Source organism: Streptomyces noursei ATCC 11455, from assembly GCF_001704275.1.
Classification (GTDB): domain Bacteria; phylum Actinomycetota; class Actinomycetes; order Streptomycetales; family Streptomycetaceae; genus Streptomyces; species Streptomyces noursei.
In genome coordinates this window covers 6,767,384-6,791,631 of record NZ_CP011533.1, presented here as the reverse complement: position 1 = coordinate 6,791,631, position 24,248 = coordinate 6,767,384, and the positions used below count along the sequence as shown (strand labels likewise).

General features: G+C 71.3%; 21 protein-coding genes. 5 read left to right on the top strand and 16 right to left on the bottom strand.

What is annotated here, in order from left to right; all coding sequences use genetic code 11:
- Positions 1-12: 12 nt before the first annotated feature.
- The 3 genes from SNOUR_RS28795 (at position 13) to SNOUR_RS28785 (ending at position 2,877) form a co-directional block, all read left to right on the top strand.
- Positions 13-669, top strand: coding sequence for a hypothetical protein (locus SNOUR_RS28795; protein ID WP_067358905.1), 657 nt, complete (start codon positions 13-15; stop codon positions 667-669).
- A 109-nt stretch (positions 670-778) separates the two neighbouring features.
- Complete coding sequence (locus SNOUR_RS28790) at positions 779-1,627, top strand: thioredoxin domain-containing protein (RefSeq protein ID WP_067352633.1); 849 nt, start codon at positions 779-781, stop codon at positions 1,625-1,627.
- Positions 1,628-1,944: 317 nt separating this feature from the next.
- Positions 1,945-2,877 carry a thioredoxin domain-containing protein gene (locus SNOUR_RS28785; protein ID WP_067352630.1) on the top strand — a complete coding sequence of 311 codons (933 nt, stop codon included), beginning with the start codon at positions 1,945-1,947 and terminating at the stop codon, positions 2,875-2,877.
- 52 nt (positions 2,878-2,929) lie between these two features.
- On the opposite strand, the gene SNOUR_RS28780 is transcribed toward SNOUR_RS28785, so the two are convergent.
- The gene (locus SNOUR_RS28780; RefSeq protein WP_067352627.1) at positions 2,930-3,547 is read right to left on the bottom strand and encodes a dienelactone hydrolase family protein; all 618 of its coding nucleotides are present in this window, start codon (positions 3,545-3,547) and stop codon (positions 2,930-2,932) included.
- Positions 3,548-3,648: 101 nt separating this feature from the next.
- On the opposite strand from SNOUR_RS28780, the gene SNOUR_RS28775 reads away from it, so the two are divergent.
- Positions 3,649-4,752 (top strand): mechanosensitive ion channel family protein, encoded by a 1,104-nt coding sequence (locus SNOUR_RS28775; RefSeq protein ID WP_067358904.1) that lies wholly within the window; start codon positions 3,649-3,651, stop codon positions 4,750-4,752.
- A 34-nt stretch (positions 4,753-4,786) separates the two neighbouring features.
- On the opposite strand, the gene SNOUR_RS28770 is transcribed toward SNOUR_RS28775, so the two are convergent.
- The 4 genes from SNOUR_RS28770 to SNOUR_RS28755 all read right to left on the bottom strand — a co-directional run bounded on the left by SNOUR_RS28770 (position 4,787) and on the right by SNOUR_RS28755 (position 9,093).
- A complete protein-coding gene (locus SNOUR_RS28770; RefSeq protein ID WP_067352624.1) occupies positions 4,787-6,379 on the bottom strand; it encodes a Na+/H+ antiporter in 1,593 nt (530 codons plus the stop codon).
- Between the two features lie 127 nt (positions 6,380-6,506).
- Entirely contained in the window at positions 6,507-7,448 is a 942-nt protein-coding gene (locus SNOUR_RS28765; RefSeq protein ID WP_067352621.1) for an RluA family pseudouridine synthase, read from the bottom strand.
- A gap of 99 nt (positions 7,449-7,547) precedes the next feature.
- Positions 7,548-8,150: a signal peptidase II gene (lspA, locus tag SNOUR_RS28760; protein WP_067352618.1), complete on the bottom strand. Its 603-nt coding sequence runs from the start codon at positions 8,148-8,150 to the stop codon at positions 7,548-7,550.
- A 127-nt stretch (positions 8,151-8,277) separates the two neighbouring features.
- Positions 8,278-9,093, bottom strand: a complete 816-nt coding sequence (locus SNOUR_RS28755; protein WP_079142945.1) for a TraR/DksA family transcriptional regulator — start codon at positions 9,091-9,093, stop codon at positions 8,278-8,280.
- A gap of 621 nt (positions 9,094-9,714) precedes the next feature.
- Here SNOUR_RS28755 and ileS point away from each other — a divergent pair.
- The gene (gene ileS, locus SNOUR_RS28750; RefSeq protein ID WP_067352616.1) at positions 9,715-12,858 is read left to right on the top strand and encodes an isoleucine--tRNA ligase; all 3,144 of its coding nucleotides are present in this window, start codon (positions 9,715-9,717) and stop codon (positions 12,856-12,858) included.
- Between the two features lie 235 nt (positions 12,859-13,093).
- Here ileS and SNOUR_RS28745 read toward each other — a convergent pair whose 3' ends face one another.
- The 11 genes from SNOUR_RS28745 to mraY form a co-directional block, all read right to left on the bottom strand.
- Complete coding sequence (locus tag SNOUR_RS28745; RefSeq protein WP_067352613.1) at positions 13,094-14,200, bottom strand: DivIVA domain-containing protein; 1,107 nt, start codon at positions 14,198-14,200, stop codon at positions 13,094-13,096.
- 49 nt (positions 14,201-14,249) lie between these two features.
- A complete protein-coding gene (locus tag SNOUR_RS28740) occupies positions 14,250-14,543 on the bottom strand; it encodes a YggT family protein (protein ID WP_039637383.1) in 294 nt (97 codons plus the stop codon).
- Between the two features lie 66 nt (positions 14,544-14,609).
- The gene (locus SNOUR_RS28735) at positions 14,610-15,230 is read right to left on the bottom strand and encodes a cell division protein SepF (protein WP_018536706.1); all 621 of its coding nucleotides are present in this window, start codon (positions 15,228-15,230) and stop codon (positions 14,610-14,612) included.
- A gap of 123 nt (positions 15,231-15,353) precedes the next feature.
- On the bottom strand, positions 15,354-16,121 hold the full coding sequence (locus SNOUR_RS28730; RefSeq protein WP_067352610.1) for a YggS family pyridoxal phosphate-dependent enzyme: 768 nt from the start codon (positions 16,119-16,121) through the stop codon (positions 15,354-15,356).
- Positions 16,085-16,837 (bottom strand): peptidoglycan editing factor PgeF, encoded by a 753-nt coding sequence (gene pgeF, locus SNOUR_RS28725; protein ID WP_067352608.1) that lies wholly within the window; start codon positions 16,835-16,837, stop codon positions 16,085-16,087. Before pgeF ends, SNOUR_RS28730 begins: the two co-directional genes overlap by 37 nt.
- Before the next feature lie 14 nt (positions 16,838-16,851).
- Complete coding sequence (gene ftsZ / locus SNOUR_RS28720; RefSeq protein ID WP_067352605.1) at positions 16,852-18,093, bottom strand: cell division protein FtsZ; 1,242 nt, start codon at positions 18,091-18,093, stop codon at positions 16,852-16,854.
- Between the two features lie 281 nt (positions 18,094-18,374).
- Positions 18,375-19,190 carry a cell division protein FtsQ/DivIB gene (locus SNOUR_RS28715; RefSeq protein ID WP_067352602.1) on the bottom strand — a complete coding sequence of 272 codons (816 nt, stop codon included), beginning with the start codon at positions 19,188-19,190 and terminating at the stop codon, positions 18,375-18,377.
- A gap of 22 nt (positions 19,191-19,212) precedes the next feature.
- The gene (gene murG, locus SNOUR_RS28710) at positions 19,213-20,304 is read right to left on the bottom strand and encodes an undecaprenyldiphospho-muramoylpentapeptide beta-N-acetylglucosaminyltransferase (RefSeq protein WP_067352600.1); all 1,092 of its coding nucleotides are present in this window, start codon (positions 20,302-20,304) and stop codon (positions 19,213-19,215) included.
- 6 nt (positions 20,305-20,310) lie between these two features.
- Positions 20,311-21,663, bottom strand: a complete 1,353-nt coding sequence (ftsW, locus tag SNOUR_RS28705) for a putative lipid II flippase FtsW (protein WP_067352597.1) — start codon at positions 21,661-21,663, stop codon at positions 20,311-20,313.
- Positions 21,664-21,721: 58 nt separating this feature from the next.
- Positions 21,722-23,185, bottom strand: coding sequence for a UDP-N-acetylmuramoyl-L-alanine--D-glutamate ligase (gene murD, locus SNOUR_RS28700; RefSeq protein WP_067352595.1), 1,464 nt, complete (start codon positions 23,183-23,185; stop codon positions 21,722-21,724).
- A complete protein-coding gene (gene mraY / locus SNOUR_RS28695; protein ID WP_067358902.1) occupies positions 23,182-24,246 on the bottom strand; it encodes a phospho-N-acetylmuramoyl-pentapeptide-transferase in 1,065 nt (354 codons plus the stop codon). The genes murD and mraY overlap by 4 nt, the downstream gene beginning before the upstream one ends.
- Positions 24,247-24,248 lie beyond the last annotated feature (2 nt).

Below are 24,248 nucleotides of genomic sequence, written 5' to 3'. Positions count from 1 at the left end.
CACTCGCTGACGATGGACATCTCTGCGGCACACCTGCGGGCACTGCGCGCGGCGCTCTTCACGGCGCTGTGCGTGACGCTGTCCTCGGCATCCCATGTGCTGCTCTCCCGTATGCCGCTGCCGCCGGTCACCGTCGCCGTGACCGGCGTCGCGGTGTTCGCGCTCGCCTACGCGCTGGCCGGCGGCGAGCGCGGCTACTGGCGGATCGCCGGGCTGCTGCTCCCCCTGGAGCTCGCCGCCGACGCGGTCTTCAGCCTCGGCCAGGACACCTGCTACGGCCCGGACGGGACCCCGGCCGCCCCGGTCCACTCGCTGAGCACGATGCTGCTCTGCGGCGGCGGACCGGTCGGCGGCCCGCTGGCCCAGCTCTCCCGCGAGGGCGGCGCCCCGGCCCAGGTCTGGTTGCTGCTGCTCGCCGCGCACCTGGCCGTCGGGCTGCTGGCGGCCGGCTGGCTGCGCCGCGGCGAGGCCGCTCTGGTGCGGCTGCTGGGCGCGGTGGCCGGCTTCGCCTTCCGTCCGCTGCTGGTCGCGGCTGCGGTCCTGGGCCGGGTCCTGGCGCCGCGCCGCCCGGTGCCCGCCCTCGTGCGGAGCGGTCCGGTCGCCCGGTCCGTTCCCCTGCTCGTGCACTCCGTGGTGCGCCGCGGGCCGCCCTGCGCGCTCGCCGCCTGACGGCCCTCCCGGGCCCCGGCGGCCGGCGCACGCCCCCAGGGCATAGACGCCTCCCGGTAGCACGCACCCCCGTCCCCACGGACCACGGAACCCACGGAGCAGAACAGTCATGAGCAACCGCAACAGTCAGGCCAACAAGCAGGCAGCCCGCGAGCGGCTGCGCGCCGAGCGCGAGCGGCAGGCCAAGAAGGAGCGCACCCGCCGGCAGCTGATCGTCGGCGGCTCGGTCGTCGCGGTGCTGGCGGTGGCCGGCGGCATCGGTCTGGCGGTCGCCAACTCCGGCGGCGGTGACAGCGGCGGCGGCTCGGGCGCCGACGTCTGGGCGAAGGCCGCCAAGGCCAAGCCGGTCCCGCCGGCGAACACCAGCGGCCCCAACGGCACCACCCTGGTCGTCGGCAAGTCCGACGCCAAGAACAGCCTGGAGCTCTTCGAGGACCCGCGCTGCCCCGGCTGCGCCGCCTTCGAGGAGACCGTCGGATCCCAGATCGAGAAGGACATCAGCGACGGCAAGTACAAGGCGACGTACCACCTGGGCACCTTCCTGGACGGCAACCTCCAGGGCACCGGTTCCAAGAACGCGCTGAGCGCGCTGGGCGCCGCGCTGAACGTCTCCCCGGACGCCTTCCTGAAGTACAAGTACGCGCTGTACTCCAAGGAGTTCCACCCGGACGAGATGGGCCCGGACAAGTTCGCCGACGACAGCTACCTGATCAAGGTGGCCGACACCGTCCCCGCCCTGAAGGGCAACGCCGCCTTCCAGAAGGCCGTCAAGGGCGGCACGTACGACGCCTGGGCGATGGCGATGTCCAAGGAGTTCGACTCGCACAAGGACGTCCGCAGCACCCCGACGGTGCGGATGAACGGCACGGTCCTGGGCACCCAGTCCGCCCAGGGGCCGGTCGCGCCGTCCACGGTCGCGGACTTCAACGCGCAGGTGGAGAAGAACCTCAAGAAGTGACCCCCGGGTCCTGACGCCGGGACACACCCCCGGCACCGGCATCGGCCGGCGTGCACCGCGCACGCCGGCCGATGCCAAATCTTGACCCGGTTTCCCGTCGTGCTCATGGCAGACTCCCGGCCATGCAGGGGAGGGGAGTCCACCCGGCGGTCCGGCCGGGGGGCCGACCGGGGGTGAGGGGGGTACCTCCGCCCGTCGGGCACCTGGCCGGCGGGCTGCTCGCGCACGGGGTACGCCGCCGCGGCCCGCCGTCCCGGCCGCCGTCTGACACCCGCATCGCCCCAGCCAGCGCCGCACCGAAGGATCGGACACCCCCCATGAGCAACCGCAACACCCAGGAGAACAAGCAGGCCGCCCGCGAGCGGATCCGCGCCCAGCGCGAGAAGGAGAAGAAGAAGGAGCGGCTGCGCCGCCAACTCATCGTGGCGGTCTCGGCGGTCGGTGTCCTGGCGATCGCCGGCGGCATCGGCTTCGCCGTGATGAAGGCGAACGAGCCGACCGGCTGGGAGGCTGCCAAGGAGGCCAAGCTGGTCACCCCGGCGCACACCCAGGGCGACAAGGGCACCGAGATCCTGATCGGCGACAAGAACGTCAAGCAGACGCTGGAGGTGTTCGAGGACGTCCGCTGCCCGGCGTGCGCGGCCTTCGAGCAGAGCACCGGCGAGGAGTTGCTCAAGGACCTGCACGACGGCCGCTTCAAGGTCCGCTACACCATGTACTCGTTCATCGACGACATGCAGGGCGGCGAGGGCTCCAAGAACGCGCTGAGCGCGCTGGGCGCGGCGCTGAACGTCAGCCCGGAGGCGTTCTTGAAGTACAAGTCGGCGCTGTACTCCACCAAGTACCACCCCGACGAGCGCGAGGACCTCTACGCCAAGGACTCCGAGCTGCTCAAAGTCGCCGGCGACGTACCGGAGTTGAAGGGCAACAAGGCGTTCGAGAAGCAGGTCGAGGACGGCACCTACGACCGCTGGGCGATGGAGATGACCGCGCTGTTCGGGCGCAAGGGCGTACGCGGCACCCCCACCTTCATGCACGGCGACAAGAAGCTGACGATGGCGGAGATCCCGCAGCGGAAGATGACGCAGGAGCAGTACGACCAGCTCGCGCGGGCCAACTTCCGCAAGATGATCGACGCGGAGTTCGGCCCGGCGAAGGGCGGCGACGCGGGCAAGGGCCGGGACGCCGGCAAGGACGGCGGCGGCCAGGGCATCGCCAAGGGCGAGAAGGATCCGACCGGCGGCAACTGACCGCCGCGGCAGGCCGACCGGGGCCCTCGCGCCCCGTCGGCCCGGCCGTCGTTCAGCCGCGCTCGGGCAGGTCGGCCAGGAACCCCAGCGCGACCTTCCAGGTGCTCTCCGCCGCCTCCGCGTCGTAGTCCGGCAGTTCGGGGTCGGTGAAGAGGTGGCCGGCGCCGGCGTAGCGGAACACCTCGACGTCGGCACCGGCCCGGCGCATCCGCAGGTACCAGGCGTTGAGCCAGTCGTGCGGCTCGTACGGGTCGGGGTCGGCGACGTGCAGCTGCACCGGCAGCTCGTCGGCGGCGGCACCGTCGGCGATGTCGGAGGTGCCGTGCAGCAGGAGCAGCCCGCGGGCCTTCTCGTCGCCGAGGGCGAGGTTCTGCGCGACCGCGCCGCCGAAGGAGAACCCGGCATAGACCAGCCCGCGGTCGGAGTACGGGGCGACGGCCGCGACGGCGCGCCGGAGCAGCTCCTCCTTGCCGAACTCGTCCTTGATCACGATGCCGTCGGCGACCGAGTCGGCGGTCCGCCCGCCGAACAGGTCCGGGACGATCACCTCGTGGCCCGCGGCCCGCAACCGGTCCGCGCCGGCGTGCACCGCGGGGCGCAGCCCGCACACCGAATGAAACAGCACGATGGTGGAGGAACCGCTGGTCGCGGGCTCGACGGAGGCGGGCACAGACATCACTTCCCTGGGGTTGGATCGCTCTCCCCCCATCGTGCCAGCTACCGTCGTCGGGTCCGGCAGGAGCACACCGCACCGAGGAGGAGACCGTGTCCCTGGAGTCCGTGCTGCGCCCGATCACCGTCGTCGGGGGCTCGCTCGTGGTCGCGCTCGTCGTGGTCCGGCTGATCGACCGGACCCTGCTGCGGATCGACACCCGACACCCGGAGACCCCGCTGTGGGGACTGCTGCGCCGCTGCCGGATACCGCTCCGACTGATGCTCGCCGCCGCCCTGTTGCTCGGCTCCTTCGACCAGACCGGGATCCCGGTCGTGGTGCACCACGCGGTGGGCATCGGCCAGGCCCTGACGCTGGTGCTGATAGCGGCCACCGCCTGGCTGCTGGTGCGGGCCGCGGCGGCCATCGTGGAGTCGTCGTACGCCCGCTATGCGGCGGGCGCCCGGGACGCGGCGCGGGTGCGGCGGGTGCGGACCCAGGTGACGCTGATCCAGCGGGTGGTCACCGCGGTGCTGATCGTCGTCGCGGCGGCCTCGATGCTGCTGACGTTCCCGCAGATGCGGGCGGTGGGCACGTCCATGCTGGCCTCGGCCGGCCTGCTGGGCATCGTCGCCGGCATCGCCGCCCAGTCCACCCTGGGCAACCTCTTCGCCGGGCTGCAGATCGCGTTCGGCGACATGGTGCGGATCGGGGACACCGTGGTCGTGAACGGCCAGTGGGGCACGGTCGAGGAGATCACCCTGACGTTCCTGAGCGTGCGGACCTGGGACGAGCGGCGGATCACCATGCCGGTGTCGTACTTCACCAGCAAGCCGTTCGAGAACTGGTCGCGCGGCGGCGCGCAGATGACCGGCGCGGTCTTCTTCCACCTCGACCACTCCGCCCCGGTGGAGAAGATGCGGCAGCGCCTGCACGAGCTGCTCCAGGAGTGCCCGGAGTGGGACGGCCGGTCCTGGAGCCTGGTGGTCACCGACACCACCCCGTCCACCATCGTGGTGCGCGCCCTGGTCACCGCCCGCGACGCGGACGCCGTGTGGACGGTGCGCTGCCAGATCCGCGAGCGGATGATCGACTGGCTGCGGACCGAGCACGCCTACGCGCTGCCGCGGATCACCACCGCGCCCGCGCCGTGCGCCGAGGAGACCCGGCGCGCGATGCCGCCCGGTCCGGCGGCCGGCCCGGACGGTGCCGAGGCCCACTGACCGGCCGCCCGTCCGGCGCACCACCCCGCCGCGCCTACGGGGTCGCCCGCAGGCTCCGCACGTCCAGGTGGCGCAGCACCCGGTCGACGACCTCCGGGTCGGCGCCCGGCTCGCTGCGGGCCGCCAGCACCTCGTGCCGGGCGGCCGAGAGCATCTCGTTCTGGATCCGCTGGACCTTCTTCAGCCGGGAGATGCGCTTCTCGAACAGCTCCCGCCGCTCCTCGTCGACGATGTCCGGCGCGATCCGGGCCCCGATGTCGTAGGCCCGGCGGGCCAGTTGGTCGGCGACCTCGTCGGAGACCTCCTCGACCTCCAGGATCTCCTTCAGCCGGCGCTTGGACGCCTTGACGACCCGCAGCGCCAGCTCCCGCTCCAGCTCGTCCGCGGCGTCGGTGTCGGCCCGCACCCGCAGCTTGCGCACCAGCCAGGGCAGCGTCAGCCCCTGGATGATCAGCGTGGACAGGACCACCGCGAAGGCGATGAACAGGATCTCGTCGCGGGCCGGGAAGGGCCCGCCGTCGATCCCGTAGGGGATGGCCAGGGCCAGCGCCACCGAGGCCACCCCGCGCATCCCGGACCACCACATGATGACCGTCTCCCGCCAGCTCATCGGGATGTCCTCGTCGTAGTCCCGACGCTTGTGCATCCGCTTGGCGAGCCAGGCGGCGGGCAGCAGCCACACCAGCCGCACCGCGACGACCACCCCGACCACCGCGGCGCCGGCGCCCAGCAGCGAGCCCCAACGGCCGGCGGCGGCACCGAGGATGTTGTGCAGCTCCAGGCCGATCAGCCCGAACGCGACGCCGGTGACGAGGGTGTCGACCACCTCCCAGAAGGTGTAGCCGGCCAGCCGGCCCATCACGTCGTCCGCGTCGACCGCGTACTCGGCCAGGAACAGCGCGCAGGTCAGCACCGCGAGCACGCCCGACCCCTTGAACTCCTCGGCCAGGACGTACGCCACGAACGGCACCAGGAGCGTCAGCCCGATCTGCAGCGTCGGGTCGCCGAGCCGCCCCATCAGCTGGTTCGTGACCCAGCCGAGCACCAGGCCGACCGCTATGGCGACGACGGCGGAGAGCACCAGCGAGCCCACCGCGCCGGGCACCGAGAAGCTCCCGCTGATCACCGCGGCCAGTGCGACGTGGTACAGCACGATCGCGGTGACGTCGTTGAACAGCCCCTCGCCCTCCAGGATGGAGACCATGCGGCGGGGCAGTCCGAGCTTGCCGGCCACCGCGGTGGCGGCGACCGGGTCGGGCGGGGCGACCAGCGCGCCCAGCACCACCGCGGCGGCCACCGGCATCCCCGGCACCACCGCCTGGGCGACCGCCGCGACCGCCGCCGTGGTGGCGAACACCAGCAGCACCGCGAGCAGGAAGATCGGCCGCAGGTTGGCGGTGAACTGCCGCCAGGAGGTGCGCTGGACGGCCGCGTAGAGCAGCGGCGGCAGCACGATCGGCAGGATGTACTCGGGCGGCACCTCGACGTTGGGCACGAACGGCAGCAGCGCCAGCACCGCGCCGGCGAGCGTCATCAGCACCGGCGAGGGCAGGCCCAGCCGGTCGCCGACCGGAACCATCACCACCGCTCCGAACAGCAGGACGAACAGCAGGGCCAACTGATCCACGGTGGCTACGCTCCGGGGCGGTCGATTTCGATCACATTTCGCCCCAAGCCTGCCATGAAGTGATCAGATGCCCGCTTTTGCCGGCCGAGATGTCCGGAGTTGCCCCGACTCGGGCGCGGTACCGGCGTCAGTAGCTCTCTTCCCGGACGGTGTCCAGCGCACGCTGGAGGTCCGCCGGGTACGCGCTCTCGAACTCGACCCAGCGCCCGTCCGAGGGGTGCTCAAAGCCCAGCCGCACCGCGTGCAGCCACTGCCGGGCCACGCCCAGCCGCTTGGCCAGGGTGGGGTCCGCGCCGTAGGTCATGTCGCCGACGCAGGGGTGCCGGTGCGCGGACATGTGCACCCGGATCTGGTGCGTCCGGCCGGTCTCCAGCTTGATGTCCAGCAGGCTGGCCGCCCGGAACGCCTCGATCAGGTCGTAGTGGGTGACCGACGGCTTGCCGTCGGCGATGACCGCCCACTTGTAGTCGTGGTTGGGGTGCCGCCCGATGGGGGCGTCGATGGTGCCGCTCATCGGGTCCGGGTGGCCCTGCACCAGCGCGTGGTAGCGCTTGTCCGGCACCCGCTCCTTGAACTGCCGCTTCAGCGACGTGTACGCGCGCTCCGACTTGGCGACCACCATCAGCCCGGAGGTCCCGACGTCGAGACGGTGCACGATGCCCTGCCGCTCGGCCGCCCCCGAGGTGGAGATCCGGTAGCCGGCCGCGGCCAGACCACCGATGACGGTCGTGCCGCTCCAGCCGGGGCTGGGGTGCGCGGCGACCCCCACCGGCTTGACGATCACCACGATGTCGTCGTCGTCGTGCACGATCTCCATGCCCTCGACGGGCTCGGCCACGATCTCGACCGGCGCGGCGGCGGCCGGCATCTCGACCTCCAGCCAGGCGCCCCCGCGCACCCGCTCGGACTTCATCACCTCGGCGCCGTCGACCCGGACCTTGCCGGCCGACGCGAGCTCGGCCGCCTTCGTCCGGGAAAAGCCGAACATGCGGGCCAGCGCGGCGTCCACGCGCTCGCCCTCCAGGCCGTCCGGTACGGGCAGGGTGCGGATCTCGGGGAAGCTGCTCACCCCACGAGTATGGCAGTCCCGCGGTACTGCCCTGCCCGGCGAGGGCCCCGGGGCCGGGACACCGGCGTGGAAGCGGGACGTGGAACCGGGCGCGGGCCGTCAGTCCTTGTGGACCGTCCCGTCGGGGTCCAGGCCCCGGAAGGACAGCAGCACGATCAGCACGCCGCCGCAGACGATCGCGGAGTCGGCGAGGTTGAAGACCGCGAAGTGCGCGGGGGCGATGAAGTCCACCACCGCCCCCCGGAAGACGCCCGGCGAGCGGAAGATCCGGTCGGTGAGGTTGCCGAACGCACCGCCCAGCAGCAGCCCCAGCGCGATCGCCCAGGGCAGGCTGTAGAGCTTGCGGGCGATCCGGGCGATCACCACGATCACCACCGCGGCGATCACCGTCAGCAGGACCGTCAGCGCCTCACCGAAGCCGAAGGCCGCCCCGCGGTTGCGGATCACGCTGAACTGCAGCAGCGTCCCGATGACCTCGACCGGCGCGTGGTGCTCCAGCTTGGCGACCACCGCGAGCTTGCTGCCCAGGTCGAGCAGGTAGACGATCGCGGCCACCAGCAGCAGCGCGGCGATCCGCCGCTTGCCCCGCCCGGTGGGCCGCTCGCCCTCCGCCGGCCGTCCCCCGTCGGATCCCGTCGTGGGATCCGACCCGGAACCCGGCTCGGATTCCGGCGTACCGGTGATGCGTTCCGCCTCTGCCACGTGTGCGTCCCTCAGCCCGTCGAGTCCTTCACCAGGCCCAGCCCGGCTGACCACGAGGGTACGGCACACGCCTGCGCCGGCGGGCCGGACAGGTGCCGGCCCGCTGCGCGCCGCGGGCGCACACCGATCAGCGCCGTTCCTGCTTCTGCTTGCACTCCACACAGAGCGTCGCGCGCGGGAACGCCTGCATCCGCGCCTTGCCGATCGGCTGCCCGCAGTTCTCGCACAGCCCGTACGTGCCGGCGTCCAGCCGGCCGAGCGCCCGCTCGGTCTGGCGCAGCATCTCGCGGGCGTTGGAGGCCAGCGCCAGCTCGTGCTCGCGGGTGATGTTCTTGGTGCCGGTGTCGGCCTCGTCGTCGCCCGCGCCGTCCCCCGAGTCCCGCATCAGCCCGGCGATCGCGTCCCCCGCGGCGACGATCTCGGCCCGCAGCCGGCCCACCTCGTCCATCAGGGCGGACCGCGCCTCGGCCACCTCCGCCGGCGTCCAGGGATCCTCGCCGGGCCGCACCGCGAGTTCACCGGGTGTCGCGGCCGCGCGGGCCGGGGGCACCGCGGAGTCCGCGCCGTGCGCGACCGACGCGTCCTCCGCCGTCTTCTTCGCCACCACCGTGTTGGCTCCCGTCTTCTCCGCCGCCGGCGCCTGCCCGGTCGCCGCCTTCTTGGCGGTCGCCTTCTTCGCCGTCGTCTTCTTGGCCGCCGCCTTCTTCGCCGCGGTCTTCCTGGCGGCGGTCTTCTTGGCGGCGGTCTTGGCGGGCGCCGCCTTCTTCGCCGGCGCCTTCTTCACGGCCGCCTTCTCCGGAGCGGCCTTCTCGTGCTGCTCCGACGTCTCCGGCGCCGCCGGGTGCCCGGTCGCCTCCTGGCGGACGGACCGCTGCACGACGTCCTCGTCAGCAGGCCCGCCGGACGTCGTGATCTTCTCCGCGGCGGTCTTTTTCGCCACCATGGCCGCGATCCCTTCACATATGTGATCTAGTTCGCGAATCGTGACGGGAACGATAAATCGCCTCACGGCACGCGGCAACGAGACGCACCGCCCGGCCACCCCCGCCGCCGGGGCCGTACGTCCGGTCTGCCTCGGTTGTGCCCCGCTCCCCGCGCCGTAATCCGCCCGGAACGACCCGCTCCGGAGCTGCTCGCCATTCGGGTCACCCGCCGGGCGGCGGCCCCCGCCCGGTCCCCCTGGGTCGGCGGCCGGGAAATCCGGTCGGCCGCCCTCGGCGCGGCCCCGTACACTGTGGGGACACCCCCTGCTCAAGCGAAGGCGAGAGCTTGGGGGCGCAGCGAAAGGCGTCGATGGGACGAGTAGCGTCATACGCAGCCTGCAGCGACCCGGGGACGGTGCGAGCCCGGGGGCGTGCATGACGTGAAGATCAGCCCGGAGCCGCCGGAAGAAAGCTCTGGACAGTGAGCGGGGCCCACGGGCCGCCAGGGCGACTAGAACCGGCAGCGCGACCCCAATGAGGGGGCGGTGCGGCGCGCACCGCCAAGGAGGGTGGTACCGCGGGAGCACGTGCTCTCGTCCCTCCGGTCGGAGAACGCACCCAGGTGTCCGCCGGAGGAACCGATGAGTCCCACACCCCAGTACCGCCAGGTACCAGCCCAGGTAGACCTGCCCGCCCTGGAACACGCTGTGCTCGACTTCTGGCAGGAGCGGAAGGTCTTCGCCCGCACCCTGCAGCAGTCCGAGGGCCGCCCCGAGTGGGTCTTCTACGAGGGCCCCCCGACGGCCAACGGCATGCCCGGCGCCCACCACATCGAGGCCCGGGTCTTCAAGGACGTCTTCCCCCGGTTCCGCACGATGCAGGGCTACCACGTCGACCGCAAGGCCGGCTGGGACTGCCACGGCCTCCCGGTCGAGCTGGCCGTGGAGAAGGAGCTCGGCTTCAGCGGCAAGAAGGACATCGAGGCGTACGGCATCGCCGAGTTCAACGCCAAGTGCCGCGAGTCGGTGACCCGGCACACCGACGCCTTCGCCGAACTCACGACCCGCATGGGCTACTGGACCGACCTGGACGCCCCGTACCGCACGATGGACCCCGACTACATCGAGTCGGTGTGGTGGTCGCTGAAGGAGATCTTCACCAAGGGCCTGCTGGTCCAGGACCACCGCGTCGCCCCCTGGTGCCCGCGCTGCGGCACCGGTCTGTCGGACCACGAGCTCGCGCAGGGCTACGAGACGGTCGTCGACCCCTCGGTCTTCGTCCGCCTCCCGCTGACCTCCGGCCCGCTGGCCGGCCGGGCCGCCCTGCTGATCTGGACGACCACCCCCTGGACACTGGTCTCCAACACCGCGGTCGCCGCCCACCCCGACGTCACCTACGTCGTCGCCACCGACGGCGCCGAGCACGTGGTCGTCGCCGAGCCGCTGCTGGAGAAGGCGCTGGGCGAGGGCTGGACGGCCACCGGCGAGTCCTTCACCGGCCGCGAGATGGAGCGCTGGTCCTACGAGCGCCCCTTCCGGCTGCTCGACCTCGACGGCGCCAACTTCGTCGTCAACGCCGAGTACGTCACCACCGACGACGGCACCGGCCTCGTCCACCAGGCCCCCGCCTTCGGCGAGGACGACCTGCGGACCTGCCGGGCGTACGACCTCCCGGTGGTCAACCCGGTCCGCCCGGACGGCACCTTCGAGGAGCAACTCCCGCTCGTCGGCGGCCAGTTCTTCAAGAAGGCCGACGAGGCGCTGGTCGCCGACCTCGACGCCCGCGGCCTGCTCTTCCGCCACGTCGCGTACGAGCACAGCTACCCGCACTGCTGGCGCTGCCACACCGCGCTGCTCTACTACGCCCAGCCGTCCTGGTACATCCGCACCACCGCGGTCAAGGACGCCCTGCTGCGGGAGAACGAGAACACCAACTGGTTCCCGGACTCGGTCAAGCACGGCCGGTTCGGCGACTGGCTGAACAACAACATCGACTGGGCGCTCTCCCGCAACCGCTACTGGGGCACCCCGCTGCCCATCTGGCGCTGCGAGGAGGGTCACCTCACCTGCGTCGGCTCGCTCACCGAGCTGTCCGAGCTGACCGGCACCGACCAGTCCGGCCTGGACCCGCACCGCCCGTTCATCGACGCGATCACCTTCGGCTGCACCCACGAGGGCTGCACGCTGACCGCGGTCCGCGTCCCGGAGGTCATCGACGCCTGGTACGACTCCGGCTCGATGCCGTTCGCGCAGTGGGGCTACCCGTACCGCAACAAGGAACTCTTCGAGAAGCGGTACCCGGCGCAGTTCATCTCCGAGGCCATCGACCAGACCCGCGGCTGGTTCTACACGCTGATGGCCGTCGGCACGCTCGTCTTCGACAAGTCGTCCTACGAGAACGTGGTCTGCCTGGGCCACATCCTCGCCGAGGACGGCCGGAAGATGTCCAAGCACCTGGGCAACATCCTCCAGCCGATCCCGCTCATGGACCAGCACGGCGCCGACGCGGTCCGCTGGTTCATGGCGGCCGGCGGCTCCCCGTGGTCGGCCCGCCGGGTCGGTCACAACACCATCCAGGAAGTCGTCCGCAAGACCCTGCTGACGTACTGGAACACCGTCGCCTTCCAGGCGCTCTACGCCCGCACCTCCAACTGGGCGCCGTCCGCGGCCGATCCGGCCCCGGCCGACCGTCCGCTGCTGGACCGCTGGCTGCTCGGCGAGCTGCACACCCTCGTCGACGAGGTGACCGGTGCGCTGGAGAGCTACGACACCCAGCGCGCCGGCAAGCTGCTCTCCGCGTTCGTCGACGACCTCTCCAACTGGTACGTCCGCCGCTCGCGCCGCCGCTTCTGGCAGGGCGACGCCGCCGCACTGCGCACCCTCCACGACGTCATCGAGACGGTCACCCGGCTGATGGCCCCGCTCGTCCCGTTCATCACCGAGCGGGTCTGGCAGGACCTGGTCGTCCCGGTCACCCCGGACGCCCCGGATTCGGTGCACCTCGCCACCTGGCCGGTGGCCGACCGCGCGCTGATCGACCCGGCGCTCTCCGCGCAGATGCAGCTGGTGCGCCGGCTGGTCGAGCTGGGCCGCGCCACCCGCGCCGAGTCCGGGGTGAAGACCCGCCAGCCGCTGTCCCGCGCGCTGGTCGGCGCGCACGGCTTCGCAGACCTCTCCGAGGACCTGCGCGCCCAGATCGCCGAGGAGCTCAACGTCAGCTCGCTGGCCTCGCTCTCCGAGGTGGGCGGCTCCCTGGTCGACACCACCGCCAAGGCCAACTTCCGGGCCCTGGGCAAGCGGTTCGGCAAGGGCGTCCAGGCGGTCGCCAAGGCCGTCGCCGCCTCGGACGCCGCCGCCCTCTCGCTCGCGCTGCGCGAGGGCACGGCGAGCGTCGAGGTGGACGGCGAGACCGTCGGCCTGAGCCCCGAAGAGGTCATCATCACCGAAACCCCGCGCGAGGGCTGGTCGGTGGCCTCGGACGCGGGCGCGACGGTCGCCCTCGACCTGGAGATCACCCCGGAGCTGCGCCGCGCCGGCCTGGCCCGCGACGCGATCCGGCTGATCCAGGAGGCCCGCAAGAACAGCGGCCTGGACGTCGCCGACCGGATCGCGCTGCGCTGGGCCGCCGCCGACGACGAGCTGCGGACGGCGCTGACCGACCACGCCGCGCTGATCGCCGACGAGGTGCTGGCCACCGACTTCGCCGCCGGTGAGCCGGACGGTTCCTACGGCCCGGCCTTCACGGACGAGGCACTGTCCCTGACCTTCCACCTCCGCAAGGCATAACGGAGCACGGAAGCACGACGGAGCACGACCAGGCCCCGGCGCACTCCGCGCCGGGGCCTGCGCTCTTCTCCGCCCCCCGCGTACCACCACCGCGCCCCTCTCAGGGAACGACGGGACGGGGGCGCGACGACAGACGGGGTCAAAGTGGTACGAACAGGGCCGGGCCCCGAGGGAGTTCCCTCGGGGCCCGGCCCTGATTGCCGACTCTGCGCGCCGTACCGGCGTCAGCCGTCCGTCAGTTGTCGTCCTCGTCGATGAGGAAGCCGCGCATCGGCGACGGCGTCTGCTGCATCGGCGACGGACCCTGCGGCCGCACCGGTGCCATCGGCTGGGTCATCGCCGGCGACATCTGCTGCTGACCGCCGTAGGACGGACCACCGCTGGACGGGCTGCTCATGGAGTGGTTGCCGCCCATGGACGGGCCGCCACCCATGGTGTGGTTGCCGCCCATGGTGCCCGCACCGGCCGACGCCATCGACGGCGACGGCGGCAGCGACGGGGCAGCCGGGGTCCGCGGCGGGGCCAGCGACTCGTCGGACTGGTTCTCCAGCTGACGCAGCTGGCTCTCCAGGTACGACTTCAGACGCGTGCGGTACTCGCGCTCGAAGCCGCGCAGGTCCTCGACCTTGCGCTCCAGCGTCGCGCGGGCCGACTCCAGCGAGCCCATCGCCACGCGGTGCTTCTCCTGCGCGTCCCGCTCCAGCGCGTCGGCCTTGGCGCGGGCGTCCCGCTCCAGGCCCTCGGCACGGCTGCGCGCCTCGCCGACGATCTTGTTGGCCTCGGAACGGGCCTCCGCGATCGCCTGGTCGGCGGTCTGCTGCGCCAGCGACAGCACGCGCGCCGCGCTGTCACCGCCGGGGCCGCCCTGCTGCGGGGCCGGCTGCGGCATCTGCTGTCCGGGACCGCCGAGCGGACCGCCCAGCGGGCCGCCCTGGCCCATCGGGCCGGGGCCGTGCGGGCCCTGCGGACCGGGACCGTGGCCACCGGGACCGGGGGGCAGCTGCGGTGCACCACCGGGCAGTTGGGGCGGGCCACCCATCCCCTGCTGCTGCGGCGGAACCGGCTGCGGACCGGATATGGCGGCGGGCACCGGGGCCCCCGGCCGCTGCGGCTGGTCCTGCTGCTGGTCGGGACCCTTGCGCAGCCCCTGCTGCTGGTTCTGCGCGGCGGCCCGAGTGGCGGCGGCCAGCTTGGCGCGCAGGTCCTCGTTCTCCCGCAGCAGGCGGGTCAGTTCGGCCTCGACCTCGTCGAGGAAGGCATCGACCTCGTCCTCGTCATAGCCTTCTCGGAGGCGGACGGTCGTGAACTGCTTGTTCCGCACGTCCTCGGGGGTCAACGGCATCTCTACTTCACCTCAACGTAGTCGTCGGCAATCGGCAAGACCGTATCGTTCACACCAACAACACCGACCTCACGACGGTGATCAGGATGTAGACGATGATCATCAATACGAAGAAGGACAGGTCGAGCGCCACGCCCCCGAGACGCAGCGGCGGGATGACCCGCCGCAGAAGCTTGAGTGGCGGATCGGTGACAGTGTAGGTGGCCTCAAGAATCACCACCATTGCCTTGCCGGGTTGCCATGAGCGGGCGAACTGGAAGACATAGTCCATCACCAGGCGGAAGATCAGCAGGATGAGGAAGCAGTACAGCGCGATGTAGATCACTTGACCAGCGACACTCATCTCGCGCTTCCCTCTCCCCTTGCTCCTGTGCAGACCTTACGGCCTTGGTGTGCCCGGTGTTGCGTCTCAGCTCTGGTTGAAGAACCCGCCCTCTGCGATACGGGCCTTGTCCTCCGCCGTGACATCGACGTTAGCAGGCGACAACAGGAACACCTTCTGCGTCACCCGCTCAATGCTCCCGTGCAGTCCGAAGACCAGACCGGCCGCAAAGTCGACAAGTCGCTTCGCGTCCGTGTCGTCCATCTCCGTGAGATTCATGATCACCGGAGTGCCCTCACGGAAGTGTTCCCCGATGGTACGGGCTTCGTTGTAGGTCCGGGGGTGGAGTGTGGTGATGCGGTAAGGCTCCCGCTCGGACACAACTTTGGGCATGATCACCGGTGCGTTCTTCTCTAGGTTCGGACGTTCGGGTGTGATGGATGCCACGGGGGCGATACGCGCGGGTCGTCCGCTTTCCGCGGCGAGCGGGGCGGGTTCACGCGGCGCGGGAGGTGTCACGGCTCGGACCGGTTCTTCCCGTTCCGGGCGTGTTTCGGCCGGCACTTGGTGCTGCTGTCGCCGCCCCCGATCCGGCTCCGGGTCAAGCTCGGGCTCGAACTCGTCGTCGGGGTCGAACCCCCGGCCGTCGTACCCATCGTCCTCCACGAGGCCGAGGTAGACCGCCATCTTGCGCATCGCGCCGGCCATTCTCTGCGTCCTCCGCTCTGTGGTGGATCGGCTCCGTCACCGGGGGCCCTGGATCCACTCGGCCTGCCCGCTTCCTGCGGGAATGACCATATTTTGTGCTGTGGTCCGACTTGCTTGGCGACGTTACCCGAGCCGTGGTCGGACTCCGAGTACCGCGGTACCGATGCGCACATGTGTCGCCCCGGCCGCCACCGCGTCCTCAAGGTCCGCACTCATACCTGCCGACACCATGGTGGCAGCAGGATGGGTCGCGCGCAGGTCGGATGAGATTTCCACGAGCCGCTCGAAAGCGGCCCGTTGGCGTCCGGCATACGGCCCGGCCAGCGGCGCGACCGTCATCACGCCGTCCAGACGCAGCCCTTGAGAACCGGCGATCACCTCGGCGAGTTCCGCGACGCCCTCCGGCGCCACCCCGCCGCGATCCCCCGTCATTCGCCCGTTTTGCCCTGACTCGACGTCAAATGCCACCTGGATCAGGCAGCCCAGCTCCCGCCCGGCACGGACCGCCTCCTTGGAGAGCGCGGTGACGAGCCGGGGTCGGTCGACGGACTGGACGACCCCGGCGTAACCGGCCACCGACCGCACCTTGTTGGTCTGCAATTGACCGACGAAGTGCCAAGTCAGCGGCAAATCGGCACATTCGGCCGCTTTGGGAGCCGCTTCCTGATCGCGGTTCTCCGCGACCTGGCGCACCCCCAACTCCGCGAGCAGTCGGACGTCGCTCGCGGGGTAGGTCTTGGTGACGACGATCAGCGTGACCTCGTCGCGCGACCGGCCGGCCTTGGCACAGGCGGTGGAGATACGATCCTCCACCCGCGCCATGTTGTCGGCCAGTTGCGTTCTGCGGTCCTCGGTCACGGCGCAGCCTCTCCGGGGGCGTCCCCGAGCCATACGTAGCTCGCGAGCCGCCCGGTCCTGCGGTCGCGTCGATACGAGAAGTGGTCCGCCGATTCGAGGGTGCAGATGTGGGATTCCCCACGCAACTGCACGCCGGCCGCGGCGAGTTGGGCTCGCACCCCCGCGGCCACGTCCACCGACGGGGTGCCCCAGGAGGTGGTCGCCCACGCCTGCGGCACCGCCGCGGCCACCTCGGCGCGCATCGCCTCGGGCACCTCGTAGCAGCGCCCGCAGACCGCGGGCCCGGTGTACGCGACGATCCGGGACGGCTCGGCGCCCCGCTCGACCATGGCCGCGACGACCGCCGGCACGACCCCGGCGACCAGGCCCGGCCGGCCCGCGTGCGCGGCGCCCGCGATCCCGGCGGCCGGGTCGGCGAGCAGGACCGGGGTGCAGTCGGCGGTCAGCACGGCCAGCGCCAGACCCCGGCGGCTCGTCACCACCGCGTCCACACACGGGGGCTCGCCCTCCCCCCAGGGTCCGTCGACCACGGCGACATCCCGGCCGTGGACCTGGTTCATCCAGACCACCGCGGCCGGGTCCAGGCCCAGTTCCCGGGCCACCAGGTCGCGGTTGGCACGGACGGCCGCGGGGTCGTCGCCCACCGCGCCGCCCAGGTTGAGCTGCTCATACGGAGCGGCGCTCACCCCGCCCCACCTGTCGGTGAAGGCGAAGTGCGCGCCGCTCACGTGGTGCTGTTGCCCTATCACGTCGGTGCTTTACGTCACTTCAGGAAGTCGGGGACGTCCAGCTCCTCGGCCGCGGAGTCCGAGTACGGACGGGCCGGGGGAACCGAGGGGCCGCCGGTCGGCGAGGTGGACACCTCGCCCAGCGACGAGGAGTCGGACGACGCCGGGGCCTCGTCCCGGATCTGCGGGACCGCGCCGAGACCGCCGAACGACGGTGCGGTGCGCGGCGGCTCGACCGGGGGAACGGTCGGACGGGCCGGCGCCGGGGCGGGCTCCTCGCGCTTCGGGGACGGCATCCCGGCCTGCTGGGCGTCGCGGCGGGCCGGCGGCTGACCGCCGTCGAAGCCCGCGGCGATGACGGTCACCCGGACCTCGTCGCCCAGCGCGTCGTCGATGACCGCACCGAAGATGATGTTGGCCTCGGGGTGCGCGGCCTCGCTGACCAGCTGCGCGGCCTCGTTGATCTCGAAGAGACCGAGGTCGGAGCCGCCGGAGATGGAGAGCAGCACACCGCGGGCGCCGTCGATCGACGCCTCCAGCAGCGGCGAGGAGATCGCCATCTCGGCCGCGGCCACCGCACGGTCGTCGCCGCGCGCCGAGCCGATGCCCATCAGCGCCGAGCCGGCCTCCGACATCACGGACTTGACGTCGGCGAAGTCGAGGTTGATCAGACCCGGGGTGGTGATCAGGTCGGTGATGCCCTGGACACCCGACAGCAGCACCTGGTCCGCGGACTTGAACGCGTCGAGCACGCTCACCTGGCGGTCCGAGATGGACAGCAGACGGTCGTTGGGGATCACGATGAGGGTGTCGACCTCTTCGCGAAGGCTCGCGATGCCGTCCTCGGCCTGGTTGGCGCGGCGGCGGCCCTCGAAGGTGAACGGCCGGGTGACCACACCGATCGTCAGGGCGCCCAGCGAGCGGGCGATGTTGGCGACGACCGGGGCACCGCCGGTGCCGGTGCCGCCGCCCTCGCCCGCGGTCACGAAGACCATGTCGGCCCCCTTGAGGACCTCCTCGATCTCCTCGCGGTGGTCCTCGGCCGCCTTGCGGCCCACATCCGGGTTGGCGCCGGCGCCGAGTCCGCGCGTCATCTCGCGGCCGACGTCGAGCTTGACGTCGGCGTCGCTCATCAGCAACGCCTGCGCATCGGTGTTGATCGCGATGAACTCGACGCCCTTGAGCCCGACCTCGATCATCCGGTTGATGGCGTTCACGCCACCGCCGCCGATGCCGACGACCTTGATGACTGCGAGGTAGTTCTGCGGTGCTGCCACGTCGAAGGCCTCTCGCCTCGATTTACGTGTCGTCGCCGCACATTGCGTGTGGACGCCGACTGATGCCGAAGGGATGGTCCGCTCCGCCGACCCGAACCCTAACTCTGAAGTTTAGGGTTACTGTGCCTGTGTTCCTGGTTCCACGGTCCCTTTGGAACGAGACACTAAGTCGACAAGGCGCGCGCGTTCAACGAACACGCCGAACCTCCCGTTTTTCTTTTCACCCTATGTGATCACCCATAGTCGTAGCCATCCAGGGTGCTGGCCTGCGTCGCGGTACGTCAACTCCCGGACACCGCGGGGGCGCTGGGGACCGAGATGTCGAAGTGGCGCGCGTCACGCGCGGCCTTCATCAGGCCGGCCAGCACCTTCGCCTTTTCGGCGCCCTGCTCGCTGCTGCCCCACATCACCGTGCGATCACCTGCGAGTTCGAGGGTGATGGAGTCGTAGGAACGCATCCGGACGGTGCGCACGTCCTTGCGGACCGCGGCCGGGAGGTCCCGGGCGACGGTGACCGCGGCGCGCAGCAAACGGCCGGTTCCGAAGCGGTGCAGGCTCGGGGAATCGGAAACGGTCATTTCCAGAAGCGGGACGCCCTTGAGGGCGCGACTCACCGTGGCGAATCGGACGCCCTCGCCGTCCACTTCCACAAACCTTCCGTTCGTTTGCAGCAGCAGTTCCGGCGCCCTTTCGGTCACTTCCAGACCGAGGGTGTGCGGCCAGGACCGGGTGACGTCAACGCTCTTGAGGCGCGGGAGCCGGGCGAGCAGCCGGCGCCGCACCGCTTCGGTGTCCACGGAGGCGAGCGGTGCGTTCATGGGGGCGGACGCGGCGGCGACCACCTCCTCCGGCGTGAGCACATCGGTGCCCGTGGCGTGAACCTCCTCCAGCCGGAGCCAGTCCGAGCCGTAGAGCGCCCACGCGCCGAACCCGCCCAGCAGCGCCGCCACAACCGCGATGATGATCACACTGCGACGGCGCGGACGGCGCAGTCGCAGGGGCGGCAGTCGGAAGCGCCGGCCGCCGGACGGCCGCGAAGGGGGCGGGCCGGACGGCGACTTCTTCGCTCCGCGCCTGGCGGTGGTCGGTCCGGCCACGCTCTCCGCCTTCTCTCGTCCGCTACTTGCGGTGCTGCTCGATCGCCTCGTAGACCATGCCGACCAGCAACTCGTCGGCGTCCCGGCGGCCGAACTCGGAGGCCGAGCGGGACATCTCGTACAACCGGTGCGGATCGCCCAGCACCGGGAGCACGTTGTTCTGCACCCAGTCCGGGGTCAGCTGGGCGTCGTCGACCAGCAGGCCACCGCCGGCGTTGACCAACGGCTGGGCGTTGAGCCGCTGCTCACCGTTGCCGATGGGCAGCGGGACGAAGGCGGCCGGGAGCCCGACGGCGGACAACTCGGCGACGGTCATCGCGCCCGCACGGCAGAGCATCATGTCGGCCGCGGCGTACGCGAGATCCATCCGGTCCACGTACGGTACCGGGATGTAGGGGGGCATTCCCGGCATGTTGTCGACGTGCGGCAGTTCGTTCTTCGGCCCGACCGCGTGCAGCACCTGGATACCGGAGCGCTGGAGCGCCGGCACGGCGGCCTGGACGACCTCGTTCAGCCGGCGGGCGCCCTGGGAGCCGCCGGACACCAGCAGGGTCGGCAGGTTGGGGTCGAGCCCGAACGCGGCGCGCGCCTCGGGGCGGACCGCGGCACGGTCCAGGGTGGCGATGGACCGGCGCAGCGGAATGCCGACATAGCGGGCGCCGCGCAGCTTGCTGTCCGGGGTGCTGACGGCGACGTACGTGGCGTACCGCGAGCCGATCTTGTTGGCCAGGCCGGGCCGGGCGTTGGCCTCGTGGACGACGATCGGCACCCCGAGCCGCTTGGCGGCCAGATAGCCGGGCAGCGCCACATAGCCACCGAAGCCGACGACGCAGTCCGCCTTGGTGCGCTCCAGGATCTGCTCGGCGGCCTTGATCGTGCCGCGCAGCCGCCCGGGGACGGTGATCAGTTCGGGGGTGGGCTTACGGGGCAGCGGTACCGCCGGGATCAGGCCGAGCTCGTAACCGCGCTCGGGGACCAGGCGGGTCTCCAGGCCCTTCTCCGTGCCGAGTGCCGTGATCCCCACGGTCGGGTCCTGCCTCCGCAGGGCGTCCGCGAGGGCGAGCGCGGGCTCGATGTGGCCGGCGGTCCCCCCACCGGCGAGTACGACATGCACCGAAATTCACCGCTCTCCGGACGGCCGCCTCTTAACGCGCCGTCTCATCGTCTTCCATCTCACCCCAGCCGGCTTCCTGCCGGAAACCGGCTTCCGCGCCAACCGAGCCGTCAACGCCGCCCGTGCGGCGGGCTCGTCACGCGCGAAGGCGATCAGCAGCCCGACGGCGAACATCGTCGGCAGCAGCGCGGAGCCCCCGTAAGAGAACAGCGGGAGCGGGACACCGGCGATCGGCAGGAGACCGAGCACCGCACCCATGTTGATCACGGCCTGGGCCATGATCCAGGTGGTCACACCGCCCGCTGCGTACCGTACGAAGGGGTCCTCCGTGCGTCCGGCCACGCGGATACCCGCATAGCCTAGAGCCGCGAAGAGGGCGAGCACCGACAGCGTCCCCGCCAGTCCCAGTTCCTCCCCGGTGATGGCGAAGATGAAGTCGGTGTGCGGTTCGGGGAGTTCTCCCCATTTTTCCATACTCGCCCCGAGGCCGGAACCGAAGAGTCCGCCGGAGGCCAGCGCATAGATGCCGTGCACGGCCTGCCAGCACTGGTCGCCGGGGCCCGGATCGGTCGCCCCGATGCAGGCCAGGCGGGACATCCGGTGCGCGCTGGTCTTGATCAACAGCGCGCTGAGCACGGTCGCGGCGCCCAGTACCCCGGCGAACAGCCGGGTCGGGGCGCCGGCCAGCCACAGCAGGCCGAAGAGGATCGCGGTGAGGATGATCGTGGTGCCCATGTCGCCGCCGAGCATGATCAGCCCGAGCAGGAGAAATGTCACCGGCGTCAGCGGAACCAGCAAATGCTTCCACTGCGTCAGTAGCTTCTTGTCCTCTTTGCGGGCGAGCAGGTCGGCGGCCCACAGGACGAGCGCGAGCTTGCCGAACTCGCTCGGTTGCACCTGGAAAGGTCCGCCGAGGCTGATCCAGTTCTGGTTGCCGTTGACCGCGACCCCGATGCCCGGGATCTGCACCAGGCCGAGCAGGAACACCGAGCCGGCGAGCAGCGGGTAGGCCAGCGCCCGGTGCCGCCGCACCGGCATACGGGACGCGAGCAGCAGCAGCCCGCCGCCGATGGCGGCCGCCAGCAGTTGTTTGCGGAAGAAGTACGACGGCGCCAGGCCGGACTGCAGGGCCTTGATCTGGGAGGCCGAGTAGACCATCACCAGGCCGAGGACGGTGATCAGCAGCGGGGCGCCGAGGATGAGGTAGTAGGCCGTCAACGGGCGGTCCCAGGCCCGCCTGGCCCGGGTGAGGAACCCTTGCGGGCCGGCCGGACGCCGGCCCGCCCGCGGCGGGCGCACCTTCGCGGGGGTCCGGCGCGCCGGGCGCGGTGGCGCCGGCTTCGCCGATCGGGCGGTCATCCTCGTCCCTCCACAGGTGCGCTCGCCGCCGGCGACGACGGCAGCGGGGAGAACCGGGCTAGTGACCCGCGGCGGCCAGTTCGCCCACCGCGTCGGCGAACGCCTCGCCCCGCTTGTTGTAATTGACGAACATGTCCATCGAGGCACAGGCCGGGGCCAGCAGCACGGTGTCGCCGGGCTCGGCCAGGCGGGCCGCCTCCCTGACCGCCTCGGACATCGCCCCAGTGTCGGTCCGGTCGAGGTCGACAACCGGGACATCGGGGGCGTGTCGCGTCAGCGCTTCGCGGATCAGCGCCCGGTCGGCGCCGATGAGGACCACCCCGCGCAGCCGCCCGGCGGCGGTGCGCACCAGCTCGTCGAAGGTGGCGCCCTTCGCCAGGCCGCCGGCGATCCACACGATGTGCTCGTACGCCGCCAACGACGCCTCGGCGGCGTGGGTGTTGGTGGCCTTGGAGTCGTCGATGTAGGAGACCCCGGCGACGTCCGCGACGTGCTGGATGCGGTGCGCGTCCGGGTGGAAGGACCGCAGTCCCTCGCGCACCGCGGCGGCCGGGACGCCGAAGGCGCGGGCCAGCGCCGCGGCGGCCAGCGCGTTGGCGATGTTGTGCGGGGCCGGCTTCCCGGAGGCGGGGGCGATGTCCGCGACCTCGGCGAGCTCCTGGGCCTGCCGCTGCCGGTTCTCCACGAAGGCGCGGTCGACGAGGATGTCGTCGACGATGCCCAGTTGGGACGGGCCGGGGGTGCCGAGGGTGAAGCCGATGGCCCGGCAGCCCTCCTCCACGTCGGCCTCGCGGACCAGGTCCTCGGTGGCGGGGTCGGCGACGTTGTAGACGCAGGCGACGGTGTTGCCCTCGTAGATCCGGCCCTTGTCGGCGGCGTACGCGGCCATGGAGCCGTGCCAGTCCAAGTGGTCCGGGGCGAGGTTGAGGACGGCCGCGGAGTGCGCCCGCACCGAGGGTGCCCAGTGCAGCTGGTAGCTGGAGAGCTCGACGGCGAGGACGTCGTAGGACGTGTCCTCCGTGCGACCCTCGCCCAGCACGACGTCCACCAGCGGGACGCCGATGTTGCCGACCGCGGCGGTGCGCAGGCCGGCCGCGCCCAGGATCGAGGCCAGCATCCGCACGGTGGTGGTCTTGCCGTTGGTGCCGGTGACCGCCAGCCAGGGCGCGGCGTCCGGGCCGCGCAGCCTCCAGGCCAGCTCGACGTCGCCCCAGACCGGGACGCCGGCCTGCTCGGCGGCCAGGAAGAGCGGGCTGGTGGGCTTCCACCCGGGGGAGGTCACGACCACCTCGGTGCCCTCGGGGAGGGTCTCCCCGTCACCGAGCCGGACGGTGACCCCCAGCTGCTCCAGTTCGGCCGCCTGGGCCCGTTCGCGTTCACCGTCGGTGCCGTTGACGACGGTGACGCGGGCGCCGAGGCCGGCCAGGGCGCGGGCGGCGGGGACGCCGCTCACGCCGAGGCCGGCCACGGTGATGTGCCGACCGGCGAAGTCGTGGAGGTCCTGCGGGTCGTACACGGTCACTTCGCCGCCTGCCAGCCGCCGTAGAAGATGCCCAGACCGACGATCACGCACATGCCCTGGATGATCCAGAAGCGGACCACCACAAGGACTTCGGACCACCCCTTGAGTTCGAAGTGGTGTTGGAGTGGCGCCATCCGGAAGACCCGCTTGCCGGTCATGCGGAACGAGCCGACCTGGATGACCACGGACATGGTGATCAGGACGAACAGACCGCCCAGGATGGCCAGCAGCAGCTCCGTGCGGGAGCAGATCGCGAGGCCGGCGAGCGCGCCGCCCAGTGCCAGCGAGCCGGTGTCGCCCATGAAGATCTTGGCGGGCGAGGTGTTCCACCACAGGAAGCCGAAGCAGGCGCCCATCAGGGCGGAGGCGACCACCGCGAGGTCGAGTGGATCGCGGACCTCGTAACAGCCGGGTCCGGCGGTGATCTGGTTGGCGCAGGACTCCTGGTACTGCCAGATGCCGATGAAGGTGTAGGCGCCGAAGACCATCACCGAGGCACCGGTGGCCAGGCCGTCGAGGCCGTCGGTGAGGTTCACGCCGTTGGACATCGCCAGGATCATGAACAGCGCCCAGATGACGAAGAGCACCGGGCCGATCTGCCAGCCGAAGTCCTGGGTGAAGGAGAGCCGGTCGGAGGCCGGGGTCGCGCCCCGCAGGTCGGCGAACTGGAGCGAGAGCACCGCGAAGGCGATGCCGACGATCAGCTGACCGGCCATCTTCGCCTTGGCCCGCAGGCCCAGCGACCGCTGCTTGACGATCTTGATGTAGTCGTCGAGGAAGCCGACCAGACCCATGCCCGCGAAGAGGAAGAGCACCAGGACACCCGAGAAGGTCGGGTGGCTGGAGGTGATCACCTTCGTCAGGGCGTAGGCGATGATCGTGGCCAGGATGAAGGAGATGCCGCCCATGGTGGGCGTGCCCTTCTTGCTGCCGTGGGTGCGGGGGCCGTCATCGCGGATGAACTGCCCGTAGCCCTTCTTGGCCAGCAGTTTGATCAGCAGCGGGGTACCGATCAGGGTCAGGAAGAGCCCGATCATCCCGGAGAAGAGGATCTGCTTCATGG

Bases quoted from the DNA above. Each gene is read 5' to 3' on its own strand.
- ftsW (WP_067352597.1), bottom strand. From the start codon at position 21,663: ATGACCGCCCGATCGGCGAAGCCGGCGCCACCGCGCCCGGCGCGCCGG.
- SNOUR_RS28745 (WP_067352613.1), bottom strand. From the start codon at position 14,200: ATGCCGTTGACCCCCGAGGACGTGCGGAACAAGCAGTTCACGACCGTC.
- ileS (WP_067352616.1), top strand. From the start codon at position 9,715: ATGAGTCCCACACCCCAGTACCGCCAGGTACCAGCCCAGGTAGACCTG.
- SNOUR_RS28785 (WP_067352630.1), top strand. From the start codon at position 1,945: ATGAGCAACCGCAACACCCAGGAGAACAAGCAGGCCGCCCGCGAGCGG.
- SNOUR_RS28735 (WP_018536706.1), bottom strand. From the start codon at position 15,230: ATGGCCGGCGCGATGCGCAAGATGGCGGTCTACCTCGGCCTCGTGGAG.
- SNOUR_RS28740 (WP_039637383.1), bottom strand. From the start codon at position 14,543: ATGAGTGTCGCTGGTCAAGTGATCTACATCGCGCTGTACTGCTTCCTC.
- mraY (WP_067358902.1), bottom strand. From the start codon at position 24,246: ATGAAGCAGATCCTCTTCTCCGGGATGATCGGGCTCTTCCTGACCCTG.
- SNOUR_RS28790 (WP_067352633.1), top strand. From the start codon at position 779: ATGAGCAACCGCAACAGTCAGGCCAACAAGCAGGCAGCCCGCGAGCGG.
- SNOUR_RS28730 (WP_067352610.1), bottom strand. From the start codon at position 16,121: ATGGCTCGGGGACGCCCCCGGAGAGGCTGCGCCGTGACCGAGGACCGC.
- SNOUR_RS28755 (WP_079142945.1), bottom strand. From the start codon at position 9,093: ATGGTGGCGAAAAAGACCGCCGCGGAGAAGATCACGACGTCCGGCGGG.
- SNOUR_RS28795 (WP_067358905.1), top strand. From the start codon at position 13: ATGGACATCTCTGCGGCACACCTGCGGGCACTGCGCGCGGCGCTCTTC.